Annotated in this window: 24 protein-coding genes; 7 read left to right on the forward strand and 17 right to left on the reverse strand. The window is 73.3% G+C overall.

Annotated features, from left to right (window positions below; all coding sequences use genetic code 11):
* Positions 1-50 precede the first annotated feature (50 nt).
* Positions 51-347, reverse strand: a complete 297-nt coding sequence (locus tag AB0C84_RS23390; RefSeq protein ID WP_179843710.1) for a hypothetical protein — start codon at positions 345-347, stop codon at positions 51-53.
* A 5-nt stretch (positions 348-352) separates the two neighbouring features.
* On the reverse strand, positions 353-547 hold the full coding sequence (locus AB0C84_RS23395; protein ID WP_179843709.1) for a DUF1059 domain-containing protein: 195 nt from the start codon (positions 545-547) through the stop codon (positions 353-355).
* Positions 548-731: 184 nt separating this feature from the next.
* Here AB0C84_RS23395 and AB0C84_RS23400 point away from each other — a divergent pair, with 184 nt between their 5' ends.
* Positions 732-1,235 (forward strand): Imm21 family immunity protein, encoded by a 504-nt coding sequence (locus AB0C84_RS23400; RefSeq protein ID WP_361069888.1) that lies wholly within the window; start codon positions 732-734, stop codon positions 1,233-1,235.
* A gap of 173 nt (positions 1,236-1,408) precedes the next feature.
* Here AB0C84_RS23400 and AB0C84_RS23405 read toward each other — a convergent pair whose 3' ends face one another.
* Positions 1,409-2,362 carry a YafY family protein gene (locus AB0C84_RS23405; RefSeq protein ID WP_361069891.1) on the reverse strand — a complete coding sequence of 318 codons (954 nt, stop codon included), beginning with the start codon at positions 2,360-2,362 and terminating at the stop codon, positions 1,409-1,411.
* A gap of 61 nt (positions 2,363-2,423) precedes the next feature.
* On the opposite strand from AB0C84_RS23405, the gene AB0C84_RS23410 reads away from it, so the two are divergent.
* Together AB0C84_RS23410 and AB0C84_RS23415 are read left to right on the forward strand one after the other, a co-directional pair.
* The gene (locus AB0C84_RS23410) at positions 2,424-2,972 is read left to right on the forward strand and encodes a DinB family protein (RefSeq protein ID WP_361069894.1); all 549 of its coding nucleotides are present in this window, start codon (positions 2,424-2,426) and stop codon (positions 2,970-2,972) included.
* Position 2,973: 1 nt separating this feature from the next.
* Positions 2,974-3,411, forward strand: a complete 438-nt coding sequence (locus tag AB0C84_RS23415) for a VOC family protein (protein ID WP_179843705.1) — start codon at positions 2,974-2,976, stop codon at positions 3,409-3,411.
* 9 nt (positions 3,412-3,420) lie between these two features.
* On the opposite strand, the gene AB0C84_RS23420 is transcribed toward AB0C84_RS23415, so the two are convergent.
* A complete protein-coding gene (locus AB0C84_RS23420) occupies positions 3,421-3,984 on the reverse strand; it encodes a helix-turn-helix domain-containing protein (protein WP_361069899.1) in 564 nt (187 codons plus the stop codon).
* A gap of 119 nt (positions 3,985-4,103) precedes the next feature.
* Here AB0C84_RS23420 and AB0C84_RS23425 point away from each other — a divergent pair, with 119 nt between their 5' ends.
* A complete protein-coding gene (locus AB0C84_RS23425) occupies positions 4,104-5,024 on the forward strand; it encodes an SDR family oxidoreductase (RefSeq protein WP_361069902.1) in 921 nt (306 codons plus the stop codon).
* A 28-nt stretch (positions 5,025-5,052) separates the two neighbouring features.
* On the opposite strand, the gene AB0C84_RS23430 is transcribed toward AB0C84_RS23425, so the two are convergent.
* Positions 5,053-5,928 (reverse strand): alpha/beta hydrolase, encoded by an 876-nt coding sequence (locus tag AB0C84_RS23430; RefSeq protein WP_361069905.1) that lies wholly within the window; start codon positions 5,926-5,928, stop codon positions 5,053-5,055.
* A gap of 68 nt (positions 5,929-5,996) precedes the next feature.
* Here AB0C84_RS23430 and AB0C84_RS23435 point away from each other — a divergent pair, with 68 nt between their 5' ends.
* Entirely contained in the window at positions 5,997-6,707 is a 711-nt protein-coding gene (locus tag AB0C84_RS23435; protein ID WP_361069908.1) for a glycerophosphodiester phosphodiesterase family protein, read from the forward strand.
* A gap of 33 nt (positions 6,708-6,740) precedes the next feature.
* Here AB0C84_RS23435 and AB0C84_RS23440 read toward each other — a convergent pair whose 3' ends face one another.
* The 8 genes from AB0C84_RS23440 to ligD (AB0C84_RS23475) form a co-directional block, all read right to left on the reverse strand.
* Positions 6,741-8,195: a DEAD/DEAH box helicase gene (locus tag AB0C84_RS23440; RefSeq protein ID WP_361069911.1), complete on the reverse strand. Its 1,455-nt coding sequence runs from the start codon at positions 8,193-8,195 to the stop codon at positions 6,741-6,743.
* 498 nt (positions 8,196-8,693) lie between these two features.
* Positions 8,694-8,981 carry a GlsB/YeaQ/YmgE family stress response membrane protein gene (locus AB0C84_RS23445; protein ID WP_179843700.1) on the reverse strand — a complete coding sequence of 96 codons (288 nt, stop codon included), beginning with the start codon at positions 8,979-8,981 and terminating at the stop codon, positions 8,694-8,696.
* A gap of 169 nt (positions 8,982-9,150) precedes the next feature.
* Positions 9,151-9,384: a DUF3107 domain-containing protein gene (locus AB0C84_RS23450; RefSeq protein ID WP_361069914.1), complete on the reverse strand. Its 234-nt coding sequence runs from the start codon at positions 9,382-9,384 to the stop codon at positions 9,151-9,153.
* Between the two features lie 193 nt (positions 9,385-9,577).
* On the reverse strand, positions 9,578-10,207 hold the full coding sequence (locus AB0C84_RS23455; RefSeq protein ID WP_179843698.1) for a TetR/AcrR family transcriptional regulator: 630 nt from the start codon (positions 10,205-10,207) through the stop codon (positions 9,578-9,580).
* Between the two features lie 212 nt (positions 10,208-10,419).
* Positions 10,420-10,608: a hypothetical protein gene (locus AB0C84_RS23460; protein WP_179843697.1), complete on the reverse strand. Its 189-nt coding sequence runs from the start codon at positions 10,606-10,608 to the stop codon at positions 10,420-10,422.
* Positions 10,609-10,662: 54 nt separating this feature from the next.
* Positions 10,663-11,988, reverse strand: a complete 1,326-nt coding sequence (locus AB0C84_RS23465) for an NAD(P)/FAD-dependent oxidoreductase (protein ID WP_246395884.1) — start codon at positions 11,986-11,988, stop codon at positions 10,663-10,665.
* A 107-nt stretch (positions 11,989-12,095) separates the two neighbouring features.
* Complete coding sequence (gene ligD, locus AB0C84_RS23470; RefSeq protein WP_361069918.1) at positions 12,096-13,004, reverse strand: non-homologous end-joining DNA ligase; 909 nt, start codon at positions 13,002-13,004, stop codon at positions 12,096-12,098.
* A complete protein-coding gene (gene ligD / locus AB0C84_RS23475; protein WP_361069921.1) occupies positions 12,994-13,968 on the reverse strand; it encodes a non-homologous end-joining DNA ligase in 975 nt (324 codons plus the stop codon). Before ligD (AB0C84_RS23475) ends, ligD (AB0C84_RS23470) begins: the two co-directional genes overlap by 11 nt.
* A 113-nt stretch (positions 13,969-14,081) precedes the next feature.
* On the opposite strand from ligD (AB0C84_RS23475), the gene AB0C84_RS23480 reads away from it, so the two are divergent.
* A complete protein-coding gene (locus AB0C84_RS23480) occupies positions 14,082-14,987 on the forward strand; it encodes a Ku protein (RefSeq protein ID WP_179843694.1) in 906 nt (301 codons plus the stop codon).
* 69 nt (positions 14,988-15,056) lie between these two features.
* Here the strand turns inward: AB0C84_RS23480 and AB0C84_RS23485 are convergent, their stop codons facing one another.
* From AB0C84_RS23485 to AB0C84_RS23495, 3 genes are all read right to left on the reverse strand, one after another.
* A complete protein-coding gene (locus tag AB0C84_RS23485) occupies positions 15,057-15,590 on the reverse strand; it encodes a hypothetical protein (RefSeq protein WP_361069925.1) in 534 nt (177 codons plus the stop codon).
* 143 nt (positions 15,591-15,733) lie between these two features.
* Positions 15,734-16,036, reverse strand: a complete 303-nt coding sequence (locus tag AB0C84_RS23490; protein WP_179843692.1) for a hypothetical protein — start codon at positions 16,034-16,036, stop codon at positions 15,734-15,736.
* A 191-nt stretch (positions 16,037-16,227) separates the two neighbouring features.
* Complete coding sequence (locus AB0C84_RS23495; RefSeq protein WP_361069928.1) at positions 16,228-18,387, reverse strand: MMPL family transporter; 2,160 nt, start codon at positions 18,385-18,387, stop codon at positions 16,228-16,230.
* Between the two features lie 167 nt (positions 18,388-18,554).
* Between AB0C84_RS23495 and AB0C84_RS23500 the strand changes: the two genes are divergently transcribed.
* Positions 18,555-19,271 (forward strand): TetR/AcrR family transcriptional regulator, encoded by a 717-nt coding sequence (locus tag AB0C84_RS23500; RefSeq protein WP_258941415.1) that lies wholly within the window; start codon positions 18,555-18,557, stop codon positions 19,269-19,271.
* A gap of 7 nt (positions 19,272-19,278) precedes the next feature.
* Here AB0C84_RS23500 and AB0C84_RS23505 read toward each other — a convergent pair whose 3' ends face one another.
* Entirely contained in the window at positions 19,279-20,448 is a 1,170-nt protein-coding gene (locus AB0C84_RS23505) for an ROK family transcriptional regulator (protein ID WP_361069932.1), read from the reverse strand.
* Positions 20,449-20,565 lie beyond the last annotated feature (117 nt).

Here is a 20,565-nt window from a genome sequence, read left to right on the forward strand (position 1 = left end):
CCCTGAAAGGTGAGAAGTCCTCGTCGGCCGCGGTCCGGTGGGCTACCGGGTCACAGCTGGTCGTCGCGCACGACCTCCAGGTTCAGGAAGCGCGGGCCGTCGGTGCACAGCGCCTCCATCTCCCCGGCGATGCGCCGGGTCTCGGGCAGGTCGCTGTTGCGCATCGCCTCCTCGTAGGAGGGGAACTCGACGATGTCGACGTAGTGGGACGCGTCCTGGCGGTCCTTGGTGTGCAGCTCGTGGGTCGCCGTGCGCTTGCCCTCGCTGGCCTTCGCCCACTCGTCGAACAGGCCCTCCAGCTCGTTCTGGCGGTCGGTGCGGTAGTCGATGATCTGTACGAAGCCCATCCGGCTCAGCCTCCGACCGTCGCGTGCTCGTCCTTCAGGTGGGTGCGGATCTCCTCCCGCAGCTCCGGGGTGTCCTCGTGCCCGTGCACCGAGGCCGCGTGCTCGGCGGCGGCGCGGACGACCTCGTCCGGCTCACCGCTGATGGTGAGCGTGCAGTTCATCTCGCTCGGCATGTCCCTGCAGTCGGCCACCTTGCGCATGATGCCCCCTCGCCGGCCCGGCGCCCGCGCGCGAGGTTCGGCGGCGGCGCCCCGTCCGGCCGTTCTTCCCGCCACACCGTCACATCGTGACAATTCACTTCAATCGTCGCATATGCCCACGTCAGAGGGAAGGTGTCCGACGCGCGATGTAAGGTGACGCCTCCACCGACGAGAGGGTGTGCCGATGGACTGGGTCGAGTCCGGTGGGGGCCCGCTGCTGGCCGCGCCCGCGTCCCAGCTGGCCCGTTGGGAGGGCGCCACCGACGGCGAGGACGACGAGGCCCCCGTGGAGGCCTGGGGCGACTACGGGCGCGCCTGCGCGGTCGAGGGCTACATCGGGCTGGTCGGCATCGGCGGCGGGCAGGGCCTCGTCCTCGGCGACGAACCCGCCACGACGACCTACCTGCCGGACGAGCGCCTCTTCCTGCGCTGGGCGGCGGCCGACTCCGAGGCCGAACTCCTCCAGGCGGCCCGCAGCGCCGTCCGCGGCGTCGAGTGGGAGGAGGAGCTCAGCTGGGACGTGGACGGCGCCGTCGTCCTCTTCGACTCCGCCTGGCCCGGCGCGACCCCCGAACCCGGCAACCACCTGAACATCGACCTGGCCCCCGGCCGCTACCGCGTGCGCGCCGCCTACACGCGCGACGACCGCACCTGGATGATCCTCGTCCATCTCCAACCGGTGCCTTAGCCGGCAAGGGCCGCCAGGCTGTGTTCCCAGGGCCCGGCCCACTTCGCTCGCCTGGCGGCTCGCTACGTGACCGGGCCCTGGCGAAAGCGGCATCGCTTCGTGATCTGGCCGGTTCCGCTCGCCTCCGGCTTCGCTCCACCGGCCAGGTCACCCGTTCGCGCGCTGGGCCGACCTCACTTCGAGATACGCCCCAGGCGGCGGGCGAGGCTGGCGGCGGCCTCTCGTAGTTCGGCGGGCTCCAGTACCTCCACGTCGAAGCCCAGCCGGGCCGTGTGCAGGGCGAGCACGTCCAGGTCGGCCCCGCCGACGACGAGCACGCACCAGCCGTCGCGATCGTCCTCGACCCGTCCCACCTGGGGCGGGATCAGCTCGCGCACCTCGTCGGGCGTGGCGTGCACCCGGATGCGCGCGAGATGCCGGTACGGCGCCCCGGTCACGGCGTGCTGCACGTAGGCGACCGGGTCCGGGTGCTCCCTCGGCCGGAACCGCCAGGTCGTCGCCACCGCCCCGCGCATCCGGTCCAGCCGGAACGTGCGCCAGCCGTCGCGGTCGGCGTCCCACGCCATCAGGTACCAGCGGCGTCCCGTGGCGACCATCCGCACCGGCTCGACCGTGCGCTCGCGCTCCGCGCCGTCCCGCCCGGGGTAGCGGAACCGGACGCGCACCGCGTCGCGGCAGGCCCGCGCGAGCGTCACCAGCAGCTCCGCGTCGATCTGGACGCCCGGGCCGACGAGGGTCTCGGTGGCGCCGTGCACCGCCCGGACCTCGGCGCGCAGCCGGGGCGGCATCACCTGGTCGAGCTTCGCCAGCGCCCGCAGCGCCGCCTCGCCCGCCCCGGCGACCGTCCCGCCGGACGCCATCCGCAGGGACACCGCCGTCGCGATCGCCTCCTCGTCGTCCAGGAGCAGCGGCGGCAGCCGGGTGCCCGCGCCCAGCCGGTAGCCGCCGCCCACGCCCGCAGTCGCGTGCACCGGGTACCCGAGCGCGCGCAGCCGTTCCACGTCGCGCCGCACCGAGCGGTCGGTGACGCCCAGTTCGGCGGCGAGGGCGGAGGCCGTCCAGGACGGCCGCCGTTGCAGCAGCCCCAGAAGCCGCAGCACCCGCTCGGTCGTCGCCTCGACACTCACGCGTCCATCGTCGCACGAAACGCGGACCGTACCTGTCCGCTATTGCGGCGACAGTGGGTTCATGACCGAGACCTGGAATCCGCTGCTCCGGGACCAGATCGCCTGGCACTGGGACAACCAGCTGCGTCCTCGCATCAGCGGACTCACCGACGACGAGTACTTCTGGGAGCCGGTGCCCGGCTCCTGGAGCGTGCGCCCGCCCGGGCGAGCCGGCTCTGCGATGACCATCGACTTCGCGATGCCGGCCCCGGACCCGGCCCCCTTCACGACGATCGCGTGGCGGCTCGCGCACGTGATCGTCGGCGTGCTGGCGGTGCGCAGCGCCGCGCACTTCGGGCGCCCGCCCACCGACTACCAGGCGTTCGGGTACGCCGCGACGGCGGGCGAGGCGCTGGCCCAGCTCGACGCCGAGTACGCGACGTGGCTGGCCGGGGTCGAATCGCTCGGCGAGACCGGCCTCGCCCGCCCGTGCGGGGAGGCCGAGGGACCGTACGCCGAGCGTCCCCTGGCAGCGTTGGTCCTGCACATCAACCGGGAGCTGGTCCACCACCTGTCCGAGGTGTGCCTGCTCCGCGATCTCCATAAGCACACTCACCGGGAGGCGAGCTGACATGGCCCGCGACGTCCAGATCACTTTCGACTGCGCCGACCCCGCCGCGCTGGCGGCCTTCTGGGCCGAGGCCCTCGGCTACCGGCTGCAGGACCCGCCCGGCGGCTTCGCGTCATGGGACGAGGCCCTGGAGGCGATGGGGGTGCCGCAGGAGAACCGCAACGACGCCTCGGCGGTGGTCGACCCCGGCGGCTCCGGCCCCCGGCTGTTCTTCCAGCGCGTCCCGGAGGGCAAGCAGGCCAAGAACCGCGTGCACCTCGACGTGCGGGCCGCGCCGGGCCTCGGCGGCGACGAGCGGATGGCGGCCCTGGAGGCCGAGGCCGACCGCCTCGCCTCCCACGGCGCCGCCCGCCTCCGGCGCCACGACCCGAAGCCGCCGCTCGAAGCGGGCCACATCGTGATGGCCGACCCCGAGGGCAACGAGTTCTGCCTCGACTGACCGGGCCGGTCACCCGGCGGCGGTGAGGGACCTCAGCTCGTCGAGCGACTCGCGGATGTGGTGGGGGAGGTCGCGGCCGCCGTCGCCGAGCCAGCGTTCGAAGGCGACCTTGAAGACGGCGATCCCGGCCTCGGCGGCGAGGGCCGCGGCCGGGTCGGGGACGCCGCGGCGGCGCAGCGCCGCGGCGAGCGCCCCGGCCAGGGTGGCGAGTTTGATCAGCTCGCGTTCGCGCAGTTCCGCGTTGGCGTCGATGACGGCCTGGCGGCGGCGGGAGTGGTCGTGGCGTCCCGCGAAGACGGCGCCGGCGGCCTCCAGCGCCGCGGCCGTCGCCTCCAGCGGCGCCGCGGTCGCCGGGGCTTCGGCGACGGCGGTGGTCAGCAGGTCGTGGAGCATCGCCGAGCCCGCGAACAGGACCTCGCGCTTGTCGGCGAAGTGCCGGAAGAACGTGCGCTCGGTGAGGCCGGCCCGGCCGGCGATCTCCGCGACGGTGGTGCCGTCGAAGCCGCGCTCGCCGTAGAGCTCCAGTGCCGCCTGCTCGAGCCGGCCGCACGCGTTCGGCTCCCATCGCCCCATGGCCGGAATCCTAGTCGATGACAGCCACTGACATCGCGCGTGTATGGTGATGACAGTGACTGACATCGGTCGCGTTCTCCGGGCACGACCGTGCCCGGCGGATCAACGGGAGGTCTCCCATGCACGTCTTCGTCACCGGGGCGTCCGGCTGGATCGGCTCGGCGCTCGTTCCCGAACTCCTCGCGGCGGGGCACCGCGTCACCGGGCTCGCCCGCTCGGACGCCTCCGCCGCCGTCCTCACCGCGGCCGGCGCCGGGGTGCGCCGCGGCACCCTGGACGACCTCGACGTCCTGCGCGACGCCGCCGCGGCCTCGGACGGCGTCGTTCACCTGGCGTTCAAGCACGACATCGCGTTCTCGGGCGGGTTCCAGGACGCCGCCGACGCGGACCGGCGCGCCGTCGAGGCGTTCGGCGACGCGCTCGCGGGCTCCGACCGGCCGTTCGTCCTCGCCTCCGGACTGCTCGGCCTCGCGCCGGGGCGGGTGGCGACCGAACGGGACGGGGCCGGCGGCGACCCGTCCGAGCCGGGGCCCGGGGCGGAGACGCGGCACGGCACCGCCCGGCTGGCACTCTCGCTCGCCTCGCGCGGGGTGCGGTCGTCCGTCGTCCGGCTGCCCCCGACCGTGCACGGCGAAGGGGACAGGGGCTTCATCGCGAGCGTGGTCGGCATCGCCCGGGACAAGGGCGTCTCCGGCTACATCGGGGACGGGGCCAACCGCTGGCCCGCCGGGCACGTGCTCGACGCCGCGCACCTTTTCCGGCTCGCGCTGGAGAAGGCGCCGGCGGGATCGGTGCTGCACGCGAACGCCGACGAGGGCGTGCCGCTGCGCGCCGTCGCCGAGGCGGTCGGGCGCGGTCTCGGCGTCCCGGCGGAGTCCGTCGCCGCCGGGGACGCGGCCGGGCACTTCGGCTGGCTGGCGGGCCCGCTCGGCGCCGACGCACCGGCGTCGAGCGCGCTGACCCGGGAGCTGCTGGGATGGCGCCCGACCCGCCCCGGGCTCATCGAGGACCTGGAGGCGGGCCACTACTTCAAGGCCTGACCGCGGGCCGGGCGCCCGCGGGCCGCGGCTACTTGAGGGTGCGTTCGGTGTCGGACCAGAGGGCGAGGAGGGCGGCGGCGGTGGTCTCGGGGGCGTCCCACGCGGGGGAGTGGGCGGCGCCGGGGATGACGACCTTGGGCGCGTTGAGGCGTTCGGCCATGGCGGCCTGGGCGCGGGGATCCCAGGCGTCGTCGTCCTCGCCGTAGATGACCAGGACGCGCAGGGTGGTGTCGGCGCAGTGCTTGGCCAGCTCGTCGACGCGGTCGGGGGCGGTGAGGATCTCGTCGGCCATGCGGGTCAGCCCCTTCTCGGAGTTGCCGAGCGTGCGGGCCTTGAGGAAGGCGACGATCTCGCGCTGGACGCCCCGGCCGAGGTAGTCGGGTTCGAGGCTGAGCTCCCAGATCTGCGCCATGCCGAGTTCGGGGATGGCGTCGCGCAGGGCGCGGGCCCTCGCGGCGGCCTGGCCGCCGATGGCGGCCGGACCCGAGCTCATCAGCGTGAAGGACGCGGGACGGGCCCCGCCGAGGACGGCCTCGCGGCACACCAGGCCGCCGAACGAGTGGCCGACCAGGTGGACGGGGTCCGGGCCCAGCGCCGACAGCAGGGCCGCGACGTCGGCGCCCAGGGCCGCGCGGGTGTAGGCGCTCTCGTCGTCGGGGCCGAGCGACTCGTACTGGCCGCGCATGTCGATCGCGACGACGCGGCGCCCGGACGCGGCCAGGGTCTCCAGGACGGCGAGGAAGTCCTCCTTGCTGCCGGTGAGGCCGGGGACGAGGAGGGCGGGACAGCGGTCGGGCACGCCCGATCCGGGGAGGGCCTCCAGCGCGGCGAACGGGCCGCGGGAGGTCTCGACGGTCGTCCGGCGAACACCGGGGGGCAGACTCACGAACCGGGGCGTACTCACGGTGGAAACCTTAGTCAATGGGGGCCTGCGGGCTTCGGTAAGAAATCTTCGGTGGTAGCGTCGCCAGCGTGGTCGCGCTGCCTGCCATCTCCGCCCACCGCCGTGACGAAGCGGGCCTCACGGGCCTCGGCGACGCCGTCGCGTCCGGCGCCGAGTACGTGGAGATCGACGTCAGGCGGACCGGTGACGGCCGGCTCGTCGTCCACCACGACCCCGAGATCGCCGGACTCCGGCTGAACCGGCTCCCCTACGAGCGGATCCAGGAGCTCGCGGTGCGGACCGTCCCGCTCGCCGGCGACGCCATGAAGATCATCGCGGGCCGGGCGCAGGGGCATCTGGACCTCAAGGAGCGCGGCTGCGAGCACGAGACCGTGGCGCTGGCGGTGGAGGCGTTCGGCACCGGGAACTTCGTGGTGACGACCCGCGAGATCACGTCCCTCGTGGAGATCAAGAAGAGCTTCCCCGGGGTGCGGACGGCCCTGTCGGTCGGCCGCAACCTGTGGGAGCGGGGCGCCGCGCACGACTTCGCGCCGCTGCGGCTGATCCGGCGGGCGGGCGCCGACATGGTCGCCCTCAACCACCGGCTCGCCCGCGTCGGCGTGCTGCGCCAGTGCGGGCGCGCCGGGATCCCCGCCATGATCTGGACGGTCAACGCCGAGCCCGTGATGCGCCGCTTCCTGCGCGACCCGCGCGTCGCCGTCCTCGTCACCGACCATCCGGGCCTCGCCCTCAGGCTGCGCGAGGGGAGAGGCCCGGACGGAACGCGACCGCGGGACTGACACGAGTCTCGCGGTCGGGTGTTCCGCCGCCGATCAGGCGGTCTGCGACGCCTCCGCGGTGCCGCCCGCGGTCGCGGCCGGCTTGCCGGCGCGGGTGCGGCGGCGGTTCCGGCTGCGCTTGCGCTCGGTGGCGACCGCGTCCACGACGTTGTCGTCCGCCGTGGTCTCGGCCTCCCCCGCCGCGGCCTCGACCGGCTTGCCCGCACGCGTGCGGGCACGGTCGCGCTTGCGGCGGCGCGGCCGGGGACGCTCCCGCTCCCGGTCCTGGTCGCGGCCGCGGTCCTGGCCGCGGTCGTGGCTGCGGACCTTGCCCGTCTCGCCGATGTCCTCCAGCTTCTCGGCGTCCAGCCCGGCGCGGCCGTTGCGCTGGTCGGTGGGCAGCGTCCCCTTCGTGCCCGCGGGGATGCCGAGGGTCTCGAAGAAGTGCGGGGACGTGGAGTAGGTCTCCTCCGGGGCGGCGAACGGCAGGTCGAGCGTGCCGTTGATCAGCTTCCACCGGCTGAGGTCGGACCAGTCGACGAGCGTGACGGCGACGCCCTCCTTGCCCGCGCGGCCGGTCCGGCCGATGCGGTGCACGTAGGTGTCGGCGCTGTCGGGGCACTCGTAGTTCACGACGTGGGTGACGTCGTCGACGTCGAGGCCGCGGGCCGCCACGTCGGTGGCCACCAGCACGCCGATCTTGCCGTTGCGGAACGCGCGCAGCGCCCGCTCGCGCTGGCTCTGCCCGAGGTCGCCGTGCACGGCGGCGGCGTCGAAGCCGCGCTGCGCGAGGTCGGCGGCCACCCGGTCGCACGCCCGCTTCGTCTGGCAGAAGACCATGGTCAGCCCACGGCCCTCGGCCTGCAGCAGGCGGGCCAGCATCTCCGGCTTGTCCATCTGGTGGGCCTGGAAGACGTGCTGGACGACCTGCGGAGTCGCGTCGGACTCGGTGTGCGACTCGGCCCGGACGTTGGTCGGGCGGGTCAGGTACCGGCGCGACAGCGCGGCGATCTCGCCCGGCATCGTCGCCGAGAACAGCATGGTCTGCCGCCGCGCCGGGATCCGGTCGATGATCCGCTCGATGTCGGGCAGGAAGCCGAGGTCGAGCATGCGGTCGGCCTCGTCCAGCACCAGCACGCCGACCTTGGACAGGTCGAGGTACTTCTGCTTGACCAGGTCGAGGAGCCTGCCCGGGGTGCCGACGACGACGTCGACGCCCTCGCGCAGCGCCTCGATCTGGGGCTCGTAGGCGCGCCCGCCGTACACCGACAGGACGCGGGTGCCGAGCTTGCCGCCGGCGACCAGCAGGTCGTCGGTGACCTGAAGGGCCAGTTCGCGGGTCGGCGCGACGACGAGCGCGCGCGGCTCACGGCCGCCGTGCTCGATGCGCTGCAGCAGCGCGGCGCCGAACGCGAGGGTCTTGCCGGTGCCCGTGCGGGCCTGGCCGATGATGTCATGGCCGCCCAGCGCGATCGGCAGGGCGAGCTCCTGGATGGGGAACGCCTCCACGATGCCTTCGGCTTCGAGGGCGTCTGCTATCTCGGGTACGACCCCGAGTTCACGAAAGGTAGTCAGGGCTTTCAGCCTCCAATATGCGGGGTCTCCGACTCCCGGGTGCGGCGCGGCTCGTCGGCGTGAACCGCCGAACCGGCGTCTCCGCCGTTCCTGTGGCCGCGCGCTCGCGCGGGAGGGACCAGCCGTTGCTCAAAATCTTCCGGCGACCGCAGTCAGGGGTTGAAAGCAGTCACTCACTGTGGCTGCGTGCGGTCACACTCCGCGACGCAGTGTACCGACCGTTGATTGCCTACACCAATAGCCGGTCACTCGACCCAACGTTTCCATGGTTTCATCTATTCCGTCCCCGGCCCGCCAGGCGTTACGCACCCGGCGCGGCGGGGCCTCCGGACCGGTCGGAGCCGGGGCGAGGACGGCCACATCCGGACATCTCACGACGGCGCAGGCCCCCGCCGTGGAGGGCGGGGGCCTGCGCCGGGGTGGTGCCGGGGGTCAGTAGCTCCGGCGGCGGGTCCGCCAGCCGTGGCCGCGGCCGCGGCCGCGGGTGTTCATCGTGGTGAGCGCCGCCACGCCCAGCGCGGCGATCACCACCGCGAAGACGAAGGCGACGAGCATCCCCGCCCCCAGCGCGTCCGCGACGACGCCGCCGAGGATCGCGCCGGCGATGCCGACGAGGATCGTGAGCAGGATGCCGATCGGGTTGCGGCCCGGCACGACCAGCCGCGCGAGTGCACCGATGACGGCACCGACGACGATGAACCAGAGGATCGTCGTGAGCATGTCGATCAACCATCCTTTCCGTGGGCCGGTCGCCCGAGGTCGGTGATCGGTATGCCCCTCCTGCAAGGTTGAAACAAAAATCACGTCAAGACGCGCGGGGAGCGAGGTAAAGCCGCAGGTGGACGGCCTGTCCCAGGCGTGCGGGGGCGCGTGGCGCGCCGCGCGCGGCTCAGGTGTACTGCGTGCCGAAGCCCACGCTGCGCTGCTCGTCCTCGGCGATCTCCAGGTAACCGACGCGGGCCCCGGGGACGACGACCCGGCCGGCGCGGCGGTCCTTCAGCACCAGCACGCCGTGCGGGTCGGCGAGCGCCGCCCCGAGCGCGTTCTGGACCTCGTCGGCCGTCTGGTCGGTGTCGACCACCAGTTCCTTGGCCACGTTCTGGACCCCGATGCGAACCTGCACGCGATGCCTCCCGTCGTCGGTCCCGCCGACCGCCGGCGGGCCCGCCTCCGATGGTCGCACGGAGATCACCGCGCGGTGCCGCCGCACGGTTGTGCCGAGGGTGAACGTGCCCCTGCCGCGGGGGGACGGCGCAGATTCGGGCCCGCGGCGCCGGTCCGGGCCCTCAGACGCCGGTCGCGCCGCGCCCGCGGCGTCAGCTCTGGTCGGTGGTGCGAGGGAAGCCGGAGATGCCGCGCCACGCCAGCCGGGCGATGATCTTCTCCGCGGTGTCCTTGGGGATCGCCCGGTGCTGGGAGAGCCAGAAGCGGGCGCTGACCTCGGCCATGCCGACCAGGCCCATGCCGAGCAGGTGCGCCTCCTCGGCGGGGGCGTTGGTGTCCTCGGCGATGACCTGGGCGATCATCTCGGCGCACTGCTGGTTGGCGCGGTCGACGCGGGCCCGGACGGGCGCGACGTTGCGCAGGTCGGACTCGAAGACGAGCCGGTAGGCCTCGCCGTCGCCCGCCACGAAGTCGTAGAAGGCCTGCATGCTCGCCTGCACGCGCAGCTTGTTGTCCGTGGTGGACTCCAGCGCCTCACGGACGATCTTCACCAGGGCCTCGGCGTGCTCGTCCAGCAGCGCCAGGTACAGCTCCAGCTTGCCCGGGAAGTGCTGGTACAGCACGGGCTTGCTGACGCCCGCGCGCTCGGCGATCTCGTCCATCGCCGCGGCGTGGTACCCCTGCGCGACGAACACCTCCTGGGCCGCGCCGAGCAGCTGCTTGCGGCGCGCCAGTCGCGGCAGCCTCGTGCCACGGGGGCGGGCGTCCGGGGTCGCGGTCACCACACTCTCCGATCACCGAATCGTGGGGACGGATGGGGGTCGTCCGTCACCGGGAAACAATCTCATCATCCTACGCGCGAGTAACTCCGTTGGTCACGGGCACCGCCCGCCGTCGTCGCATCGCGCAGGTCAGTGTATTCCCGCCGGAACCGGGAGCGGTCCCGCCCCGATCTTCTGGCAACCTTCCTTCCTGTGCCGGGGGCCAAGGCGGGTCACCGGTAGTCGTCCTCGTCCAGCCGGACCTCCCGCCGCTGCTCGGCGGCGTCGGCCTCGTTCGCGTCGTCCGGGATGGGACCGCGCTCCACGCGCTCCTCGTCGCCGAGGGCGGTGCGCTGCTCGGCCGCGTCGGCCTCGTTGGCGTCGTCGGGCGCGGGCTGTTCCAGGTCGTCGGTCTCGCTCATCCGGGGTCCTCCTCCAGGTTCACGGCCGCCTCAGGGATGCGGCCGTCTCGGGGTTCACAGCCGTCCGGCCAGTTCCCGCAGCGGCGCCTCGACGGACTCGCCGTGGGTCGGGAACGCGTGGACGACGTCGGCCAGCAGGCTCAGCGGCGTCTCCGCGCGGATGGCCAGGGCGATCTCGCTCATCCACTCCTCGGCGTGGAGTCCGGCGGCGGCGGCGCCGACCAGCAGTCCGCGGGTGGGGTCGGCGTACAGCTCCACCCGGCCGCGCTCGTCGGCCTCGACCGCCGCCCGGGCCGTCGCGGCGAGGTCGTACCCGGCGGTGAGGATGTCTATGCCGAGTTCCTCCGCCTGCCTGGGGGAGATACCCACCGAGTAGACGGTGGGCGTCGTGTAGACGACCCGGGGGATGGCGCGGTAGTCGGCCTCGCGCCGGTGCCCGAGCAGGTTCGACAGCGCCACCTGCGCCTGGTAGCGGGCGGCGTGCGTGGTGCGGGCGACGCCGGTGACGTCGCCGGCCGCCCACACGCCGCCCGCGCCGGCCGGCACCCGGCACGTCTCGTCCACGGGTATCCCCTGGCCGGGGGTGACATCGATGCCGAGGTTCTCCAGCCCGAGGCCCTCCACGCGGGGGCGGCGCCCGGCGGCGACGAGGACGCGGTCGGCGTCGAGGGTCCCGCCGTCGGTCAGCCAGAGCCGCAGCCCGACGTCCTTGCGCTCGGCGTCGGCGACGGCGGCGCCGAGCCGCAGGTCGACGCCCATCCGGCGCAGGGCGTCCGCGAGCACCTCCCCGGCGAAGGGCGCCTCGGCGGTCAGCAGCCGCCCGGACGCCTCGACGACCGCGACCTGCGAGCCGAACGCCGCGTACACCTGCGCCAGCTCGCAGCCGACCGGGCCGCCGCCGAGGATCACCAGCCGGCGCGGCAGGTCGGGGACCGACAGCGCCTCGGCGCTCGTCCACAGCGGCACGTCGGCCAGCCCCTCGACGGGCGGGATGACCGGCTCGCTGCCGGTGCACACGACGAGGTCGCCGAAGCCGTGGACGGCGCCGTCAACCTCGATCCGGCCGCGGTCGAGGACCTGCCCCCTGCCGCGCAGGACGGTCACGCCGTCCTCGGCCATCCGCGCGACGGCGGGGTCGTCGCCCCGGTTGCCGGCCAGGCCGTCCCGGCGGGCGAGGGCCATCTCCCAGGTCTCGCCGCGGCGCGCCGACAGCAGCAGCGACTTGGACGGGACGCACGCGAAGTACGGCGACTCCCCGCCGACGAGGCGGTTCTCGACGAGCGCCACGTCCCTTCCCGCGCGGGCGAGGCCGGTCGCGACCAGCTCCCCCGCGGTCCCCCCGCCCAGCACCACGGCATCGTAGTGATGGTTGTGCGACAACGGTTTCTTCCTTCCACCCGTGGTGTCCCCACGCACCATGGTGACGGAACGCGGTCCCGGAGAGTGCCGATTCGAACACATAGGGCACGCGAGATCGCCGAAGTCGCTCAGGGCAGCGGCCGGTGGTCCTTCAGAAGCGGTTCCAGGAGGTCGCCGTGCTCGTCCACCCGGGCGAGGACGTCCTCCGGGCCGAAGACGAGATCGGCGGGGTCCCCGCACGACTCCAGTTCGTCCCAGGTGATGGGCGTCGAGACCGAGGGGCGGTCCCCGGCGCGCAGCGAGTAGGGCGCGACGGTCGTCTTGGCCGGGTTGTTCTGGCTCCAGTCGACGAAGACCTTGCCCTTGCGCAGCCGCCGCTCCATCTTCGCGACGACCAGCTTCGGGTTCTCGTCGGCCAGGCGCTGCGCGGCGGTCTTGGCGTACTCGGACGTCCGCTCGGCCTCTTTCGGCTCCTCGATGGGGACGTAGAGGTGCAGGCCCTTCTTGCCGCTCGTCTTCGGGTAGGACTCCAGGCCGTCCTCGGCGAGGACGTCGCGGAGCAGGGCGGCGACCTCGCACGCTTCCACGATCGTGGCGGGCGGCCCCGGGTCGAGGTCGAAGACCACCAGGTCTGGGGTGTGCACCTTGCCGCGCGGCCCGACCTTCCACTGCGGGACGTGCAGTTCCAGCGCGGCGAGGTTCGCGCACCACACGAGCGTGGGCAGGTCGTCGACGACGACGAAGTCGAGGGTGTCGCGGCCCTTGGAGCTGCCGGGGGTGGGGATCGTCGCCGTGCGGACCCAGCCGGGGGTGTGGGAGGGCGCGTTCTTCTCGAAGAACTTGCCGCCGTCGACGCCGTCCGGCCAGCGGATGCGGGTCGCGGCGCGGTCCCGCAGGTGGGGGAGCATGACCGGGGCGACGCGGGCGTAGTAGTCGATGACCTCGCCCTTGGTGAACTCCGGGTACATGTTCTTGTCGAGGTTGGAGAGGGAGAGCTGACGGCCGTCCACGTCGACGGCGGTCTTCTTACTGCTCACTCGTGACCTCCAGGGGGTCCTTGTCGTCACGCAGGCCCCGCCAGGACGGGAAGCGGAGGCGGCCGTCCCTGGTCCGGGCGCTGTAGGCGACCTCCCCGACGAGCCGGGGCTCAACCCATTGGGCGTCGCGGGCGAACTCGCGCGGAACGGGCTCGTCGTAGGGGCTCGTCGGACGGCGCAGCGGCCACAGCGTCTCGTACAGCTCGTCCAGTACGCGGTCGCTGAAACCGGTGCCGACGTGCCCGACGAAACCCAGCAGCCCCTTCACGTCGTACTCGCCTAGCAGTAGCGAACCCACGCCGCCTTCGCGCCGGCCCTTTCCGGGCTTCCATCCGCAGATGACGACCTCGCGCGTCATGAAGTTCTTCACCTTGCGCCAGAAGTCGACGCGTCGCCCGGGGCGGTACGGCGAGTCGAGGCGTTTGGCGAGCAGTCCCTCCATCTGCTGCTCTCGGGTGAAGGCGAGCAGTTCCTCCACTTGGAGCCGGTCACCGCCGTGCAGGTACGGGGGCACCTCCACGGGGCCGGTGCCGGCGAGGTCCAGCTCCGCCAGCAGCGAGCGCCGGTCGGCGTAGGGGACGTCGTACAGCACGTGCCCGTCCAGGAAGAGGACGTCGAAGACCACGTAGCGGACGGGCACCTCGCGGATCAGTCGGGGGTCGGGGCGCTGGACGTGCATCCGGCGCTGGAGGCGTTCGAAGCTGGGGCGTCCCTCCTGGAAGGCGACGACCTCGCCGTCCAGGACGACGTCGTGGTCGGGGAGTAGGTCGGCGAGTGCGGACAGCTCGGGGTAGCGGCTCGTCACCTCGCCGCCCCGCCGCCCGGCGGCGCGGACGCCGTCGGCGGAGACGTGCGACAGGACGCGCACGCCGTCCCATTTCAGCTCCAGGCCCCACTTCCCGCCGTCGGTGGGGAGGTCTCCGGTGGAGGCCATCATCGGCTCGACGGGCCACGGCATGGTCATACCGCCGTCTTACCCCGTCCCGCCGCACGGGGAAAGGATCACGACGCCCTTCTGGCGCAAATCGAACGACGTTGCGACGCTAGGGGCAGGAACGTGCTGGGTAAGGACGGATCATGCGCAGTATCTGGAAGGGCGCGATCTCCTTCGGGCTGGTGACCATACCGGTGAAGCTCTACTCGGCGACCGAGCAGCGGGACGTCGCCTTCCACCAGGTGCACCGGGAGGACGGGGGGCGCATCAAGTACAAGCGGGTGTGCACGGTCGACGGCGAGGAGGTGCCCTACTCCGACATCGCCAAGGGCTACGAGCTGCCGAGCGGCGAGATGGTCATCCTCACCGACGAGGACTTCGCCGACCTGCCGCTGTCGTCCAGCCGCCGGATCGACGTCCTGCAGTTCGTGGAGCGCGAGGAGGTCGACCCGATCTTCTTCGCGAAGTCCTACTACCTTGAGCCCGACGCGCAGGGCGCCAAGCCGTACGTGCTGCTGCGGGACGCGCTGGAGACCTCCGGCCAGGTCGCGATCGTCAAGGTGGCGCTGCGGCAGCGCGAGTCGCTCGCGACGCTGCGGGTCCGCGAGGGCGTGTTCGTCCTGGAGACCATGCTGTGGCCGGACGAGGTCCGCGCGCCCGAGTTCCCCTTCCTGGAGGAGGACATCGAGGTCCGCAAGCAGGAGCTGTCGATGGCGACGTCGCTGATCGAGTCGATGGAGGGCGACTTCGACCCGGGCGAGTACAAGGACGCCTACCGGGAGGCGCTCCAGGCGGTGATCGACGCCAAGGTCGAGGGGCGGGAGGTGGCGCGGCCCGCCGAGGAGGGCGAGGAGGAGCCCGCCGCGGACCTGCTCAGCGCGCTGCGCGCCAGCGTCGAGGCGGCGAAGAAGGGCCGCGGAGAGAAGGCGGGGAAGGCGGCGTCCGGCAAGGGGGCGCCGGCGAAGAAGCCCGCCGCGCGCAAGTCCGCGCCGTCGAAGTCGGGCGCGAAGAAGGAGCCGGCCAAGAGCCGCGGCCGCAAGTCGGCGTGACCCTGCCGCCGGACCGGCCGGCGGCAGGGTCGGGACGGCTCGCGGACGGGACGGCTGAGAACGGACGGCTCAGAACGGGACGGTGGTGCAGATCAGCCGTGCGCCCGCGTCGCCGGTCTTCGGGTCGGTGGGCTTGGCGTGCACGACGAGCGATCCCGCGGCCTTCTCCGCGACCCGCCACGGCACGGAGGCGCGGGAGTGGCCGCGCCCGTCGGGCCGGACGGTGACGTCGAGCCAGACCTCCATCTCGGGCATCGGCGTCCCGGGCGCCGCGTCGGGTTTGTGGTGGTGCGGACCGGCGTCCCCGGGCTTCGGCCCGCACCTGTTCACGTGGACGTGGGCGCCGAACGTCCGTCCGGCCGCCTCGCGCGGCATTCCCCACACCCGCAGTGAGACCCAGGTCCGGTGGCGGTCACGGACGACGGCGACCTTGGTCTTCGCGTTCCGGAAGGCCTGGTCGTGGACGGCGTCCGGCCCGCGCACGACGATCGCGTGCGGCCTCGGGCGGGCGAGGGCCGGGGTGGCGAGCGGTACCAGTGCGGCACCGGACGCCGCGAGCGCGGACGCGGCGAACAGGACGGGGGCGCGGACGGGCGTTCGCATGGCGCTTCCTCTCCGTGGTGCGGGGCGCCGGACGCCGCGTGCGTGGCGGCGGCGTCCGGGCTCGGTGGCTCATGAGCATGCCCCCGGAGCGGAGAACGGCATCCCCCCGATCGGTGGGAGGACGGCCGCGTGCGCCGGGCGGTTCAGTTGTCGCGACGGGCGGCGAGGACCCGGCCGACGGCGGCGGCAGCGGCGGACGGGTCGGCGCACGGCGCGATCCGCTCGCCCCAGCCGTAGCAGTAGGACCAGCCGTCGCCGGAACGTTCCCGCACCGCGATGACGCTCTCGTTCACCCGCGGGAGGCGGGGGTCGGCGATGTGCGCGGTCGGGCGGCGGTCGGCGGGCGCGGAGACCTCGACGGCCCAGCCGGCGGAGCGCAGGGCGTCGGTGAGCCGCTCCAGGTGCGCGAGCGCGGTGTCGGCCTCGGTGGCCATCAGCACGGACATGGTGCCTCCAAAGGAACATCCCGGCACGGGAAGGGTTCGGGGATCCGCCGGGCGTGGCCGTCGCGGAATGCGTCACGCGAGGGTGCGGCCGGTGGAATGGCGTTCAGTCTTGCGCCGGGTGAAGGAGACCACAAGCGGTTCGGGACGATTGGTGGCCGGCACTTCGGGGTGCCGGCCACCGGGGCGGGTCGTCAGCCCACGGGCTCCAGCCGCGAGGGGGGCGCGGCCGGGGCGTCGCCCTCCCGGATCCCGTACCGGCCGTAGAGCCTGGCGAGCGGGCCGGGCGCCCACCAGTTCGCGCGGCCGAGCAGCCGCATCGTGGCGGGCACGAGCAGCGCCCGGACGACCGTCGCGTCCAGCAGGATCGCCACGGCCATCCCGACGCCGGTCATCTTGATGAACGTGATGCCGGACGTCGCGAACGCGCCGATCACGACGATGAACAGCACCGCCGCGCTGGTGATGATGGCGCCGGTGCGCTGCACCCCGGCGGCGACGGCCGCGGTGTTGGAGCCGGTCAGGTCGTACTGCTCGCGGACCCGCGACAGCAGGAACACCTCGTAGTCCATCGAGATCCCGAACAGCATCGCCAGCATGAGGATCGGCATCGCGGGGGAGATGGCGCCGGTCGCGGTGAAGCCGAGCGGCCCGGACAGGTGGCCGTCCTGGAAGACCAGCACGACCGCGCCGAAGGTGGCCGACAGCGACAGCATGTTCATGACGATCGCCTTCAGCGGCAGCAGCACCGACCCGAACGCCAGGAACAGCAGGAGGAACGTGGCGCCGCCGACGAGCACGGCAAGCCAGGGCAGGGTCGAGCCGATGCTGTCGACCTGGTCGACCACGTCGGCCGTCTCGCCGCCGACGTAGGCGCGCGCGCCGGGCGGGGGCGGGACGTCGCGGACCCGCTGGACGAGGTCGCGGGCGGCGCCGGAGTTCGGGTCGGCGTCGTAGCGCAGCGCGATCCGGGTCGTCGTCCCGCCGGCGCCGGTCACGGTCGCGTCCGTGACGCCGGGCAGCGCGTCCAGGCGGGCCCCGTACGCCTGGACGGCGGCCCGGTCGGACGTCCCGGTCACGACGGCCTCGATCGGGCTGGTGGCGTTGCGGGGGAAGCGGGACTCCAGCGTCTCGGAGACGACCCGCGCGTCCGCGCCGTCCGGCAGCACCTTGGCGTCCACCCCGCCCCAGTTGATGCGCAGGAACGGCGCGCCGAGCGCGAGGAGCAGCGCCACGGTCGCGACCATGTAGACGACCGGGCGGCGCATCACGCTGCGCGCGACCCGTCCCCACCAGCCGTCGGACCGGGCGGCGGGCGCCCGGCGCCGCCGGATCGGCAGCGCGTTCACCTTCGGGCCGAGGACGGCCATCAGCGCGGGCAGCACGGTCAGCGCCCCGGCCATGCACACCAGCACGGTCGCGATGCCGCCGTAGCCCATCGAGACGAGGAAGTTCTGGTCGAACAGCAGCAGCCCGGACAGCGACACGGCGACCGTGACGCCGGAGACCGCCACGGTGCGCCCGGCCGTGGCCATCGTGGCGGCCAGCGCGTCCTCGGCGGAGGCGCCGTCCCGGCCGATCTCCTCGCGGAACCGGCTGACCATGAACAGGCCGTAGTCGATCGCGAGGCCGAGCCCGAGGAAGGTGGTGATGTTGACCGCGAAGATCGACACGTCGGTGACGTAGGCCAGCGCGTGCAGGGCGGTGAACGAGCCGAGGATGGCCAGGCCGCCGACCAGCAGCGGCAGGCTCGCCGAGACCAGCCCGCCGAAGATCAGCACCAGCAGCACCAGCAGCACCGGCATCGCCATGCCCTCGGCCCGGCCGATGTCGGACGAGACGCGCTCGTTGATCGCGACCTCGGTGCCGACCGCCCCGCCGACCTTCGCGGTGAGCCCGCCGCCGACCTCGGTGAGGTCGTCCCGGATCGCCTTGTAGGCGTCCTCCCTGGCGGCCTCGTCGGAGCCGGCGAGCTGCAGGACGGCGTAGGTCGCCTTGCGGTCGCCGCTGACGAACTGCGGCGCGTGGGTCGTCCAGTACGTGCTGGTCTTGGCGACCTTGCCCGGCGGCAGCGCGGCCAGCGCGCGTTCCACCGACGCCCGGTAGGACGGGTCGTCGACCGTCGTCCCGCCCTGGTAGAGGACCACGACGTCGGCCGCGCCCCGGCCGAGGTCGCGTTCGGCGATCCGCTCCGCCGTCGCGCTCTGGCTGCCCGGCGTGTCGAAGCCGCCGGCGGAGGTCAGCGCGCCGAAGACGCCCGTGCCCCACACCGCGGCGAACACCAGGAACGCGCCGGCGGCGGCGAGGACCCACCTCCTGCGCCGGTGGACCCACCTGCCCCATCGATCGAACATGACGCTTCTCCCCCAACTCCGTAACCTTGAGTAATTTCAGTGAACGCCGTAAACTGAGAACAGCGTTAACTTCGCATACGGTGTTAGCTGTCGTCAAGGGTGTTTTTGCGGAATCATGCGAGGGCGGCCGGAGAGGCGGCCGGGCACCCGGCAGAGAGGGGGGCGAGGTGGCATCGCGTCGCGACCGTCAGCGGGCGGCGACGGTCAAAGAGATCACCGAAACCGCCCGGCGGATCCTCGTGGAGGAGGGCCCCGACGCGGTGACGCTGCGCGCCATCGCCCGCGAGATGGGCATGACCGCCCCCGCGCTCTACCGCTACTTCGGCAGCCACGGCGAGCTGCTGCGGCACCTGGTCGGCGACCTGTTCACCGAGCTGACCGGCGACCTGCACGCGGCCATGGAGGACGTGCCGAGCGGCGACATGAGCGGCAAGTTCATGACGGTGGCCCGCCAGTTCCGCCTCTGGGCGCTGGCGCATCCCCGCGAGTACTCGCTGCTGTTCGGCACGCCCGTGCGCGGCGCCGCGCACCAGGAGGAGGTCGACTTCGCCGAGGAGTGCGCCCGCCAGTTCGGCTGGACGTTCATGTCCCTGTTCCTGGAGCTGTGGAGGAAGCAGCCGTTCCCGGTGATGGCCGAGGAGGAGATCGACCCCGGCCTGCGCGAGGAGCTGCGCCGCTACCGCGACGACGTGCTCGGCATCGGCCTGCCGCTCGGGGTGATCCAGCAGTTCCTCAAGTGCTGGATCAGGCTCCAGGGCGGCGTCAGCCTGGAGGTCTTCGGCCACCTGGAGTTCGCGCTGAGCGACGCCGCGCCGATGTTCGAGCTGATGCTGCGCGAGGTGACCGTCGAGCTCGGCCTGACCTACGCGCCGGTCAGGGGATGACCCCGGTTCAGGCGCTGTGCCAGATGACGCCGAGCCGGTGGTGCATGGCGGTCGCGGCGGCGCCGTGCATGATGCTGTGCTCCGCCATCGTGGAGAAGCGCGGACGGCGGACGTCGCTCGGCGGCAGCCGCACGGCCAGTTCCCGCTCGATGGCGTCGAGCAGGCGCTCGCCCGCCCGGCGGATCGGTCCGTCGATCACGACGTCCCCGATGTCGAGGATCGCGGCCTGGACGCAGAGCAGGGCGGCGAGGCTCTTCCCCGCGTAGTCGACCCGTGCCGCGAGCGCGTCGAGCTCCGGTGTCGCGGGCGCGTCACCCGGCGAGGAGACGGCGTCCAACTGCTCGACGCGGGCTCCGTCGAGGACGGCCGGCAGGCTCGCCACCGTCTCCAGGCACCCTCGCCTGCCGCACTCGCACCGGCGGTCGCTGACGCCGACGTCGATGTGGCCGACCTCGCCCGCGCGCTGCCGCTCGCCGAGGTGGACGCGGCCGTCGAGCAGGACCGCCGACCCGATGCCGCCGGCGACGTGCAGCACGATCACGCTGTCACCGGCCCGGCTCTGCACCGACAGTTCGGACATCCCCACGGCGGTCGCGTCGTTGACGAGCACGACCTCGTGCCCGAGCGCGCCGGCCAGCGGACCGGCCAGGTCGACGTCCTTCCAGCGCAGCTGCAGCGCCTCGATGACGCGCTGCCCGGGGGAGACGATGCCGGGGACGGCGACCCCGGCGGACAGCACCGCGCGCCCGTCGTCGCGGGCCAGGGTCATGAGCATCGGGACGAGGGCGGCCACCACGTCCGCGCCGCCCGGCCGGGCGGGCAGTGCCGTGCGCGCCGTCGCGCCGATCGCGCCGTCCAGCCCGACGACGCCGCCCAGCACCTCGGTGGGGCGGACGTCGGCCATGAGCAGGCAGTGCCGGCCGGTGTCGATCCGCAGCAGCGTGGCCGGCTTGCCGCGCCCGTTCGGCCTGGCGGCCTCCTCGACCACCAGCCGCCGCGAGACCAGGCTCTCCATGATCTGCGAAACGACCGCGCGGGCCAGGCCCGTGGACCGGGCGATGTCGGCGCGGGACACGGTGCCGCCGCCCGCCAGCACGCTCTGCAGGACGAGCTCGGTGTTGCGCTCGCGCAGGACGGCGGGAGTCGCCTTCTCGGTGATCCGGACGGGCCTGCTCATCCTCGCCTTCCCCGCGCGCCGCGGCGCCGCCGCGCCGTGCCGCCCCCTGTTGGTTGGAGGGTATAGGGATCGGCGAAGTCCCCGGGCCCGCCCGTCCGCCTGCGGACACGGGCCCGG

Origin of the sequence: Actinomadura sp. NPDC048955 (assembly GCF_040649435.1) — a bacterium.
Taxonomy (GTDB): domain Bacteria; phylum Actinomycetota; class Actinomycetes; order Streptosporangiales; family Streptosporangiaceae; genus Spirillospora; species Spirillospora luteofluorescens.

Excerpts from the sequence above, each read along its gene's own strand:
- AB0C84_RS23410 (WP_361069894.1), top strand. The coding sequence starts at position 2,424 with ATGACCGAGACCTGGAATCCGCTGCTCCGGGACCAGATCGCCTGGCAC.
- AB0C84_RS23505 (WP_361069932.1), bottom strand. The coding sequence starts at position 20,448 with ATGAGCAGGCCCGTCCGGATCACCGAGAAGGCGACTCCCGCCGTCCTG.
- AB0C84_RS23480 (WP_179843694.1), top strand. The coding sequence starts at position 14,082 with ATGCGCAGTATCTGGAAGGGCGCGATCTCCTTCGGGCTGGTGACCATA.
- AB0C84_RS23420 (WP_361069899.1), bottom strand. The coding sequence starts at position 3,984 with ATGGGGCGATGGGAGCCGAACGCGTGCGGCCGGCTCGAGCAGGCGGCA.
- AB0C84_RS23460 (WP_179843697.1), bottom strand. The coding sequence starts at position 10,608 with ATGAGCGAGACCGACGACCTGGAACAGCCCGCGCCCGACGACGCCAAC.
- AB0C84_RS23495 (WP_361069928.1), bottom strand. The coding sequence starts at position 18,387 with ATGTTCGATCGATGGGGCAGGTGGGTCCACCGGCGCAGGAGGTGGGTC.
- AB0C84_RS23395 (WP_179843709.1), bottom strand. The coding sequence starts at position 547 with ATGCGCAAGGTGGCCGACTGCAGGGACATGCCGAGCGAGATGAACTGC.
- ligD (WP_361069921.1), bottom strand. The coding sequence starts at position 13,968 with ATGACCATGCCGTGGCCCGTCGAGCCGATGATGGCCTCCACCGGAGAC.
- AB0C84_RS23425 (WP_361069902.1), top strand. The coding sequence starts at position 4,104 with ATGCACGTCTTCGTCACCGGGGCGTCCGGCTGGATCGGCTCGGCGCTC.
- AB0C84_RS23415 (WP_179843705.1), top strand. The coding sequence starts at position 2,974 with ATGGCCCGCGACGTCCAGATCACTTTCGACTGCGCCGACCCCGCCGCG.
- AB0C84_RS23390 (WP_179843710.1), bottom strand. The coding sequence starts at position 347 with ATGGGCTTCGTACAGATCATCGACTACCGCACCGACCGCCAGAACGAG.
- AB0C84_RS23485 (WP_361069925.1), bottom strand. The coding sequence starts at position 15,590 with ATGCGAACGCCCGTCCGCGCCCCCGTCCTGTTCGCCGCGTCCGCGCTC.
- AB0C84_RS23490 (WP_179843692.1), bottom strand. The coding sequence starts at position 16,036 with ATGTCCGTGCTGATGGCCACCGAGGCCGACACCGCGCTCGCGCACCTG.
- AB0C84_RS23400 (WP_361069888.1), top strand. The coding sequence starts at position 732 with ATGGACTGGGTCGAGTCCGGTGGGGGCCCGCTGCTGGCCGCGCCCGCG.
- AB0C84_RS23445 (WP_179843700.1), bottom strand. The coding sequence starts at position 8,981 with ATGCTCACGACGATCCTCTGGTTCATCGTCGTCGGTGCCGTCATCGGT.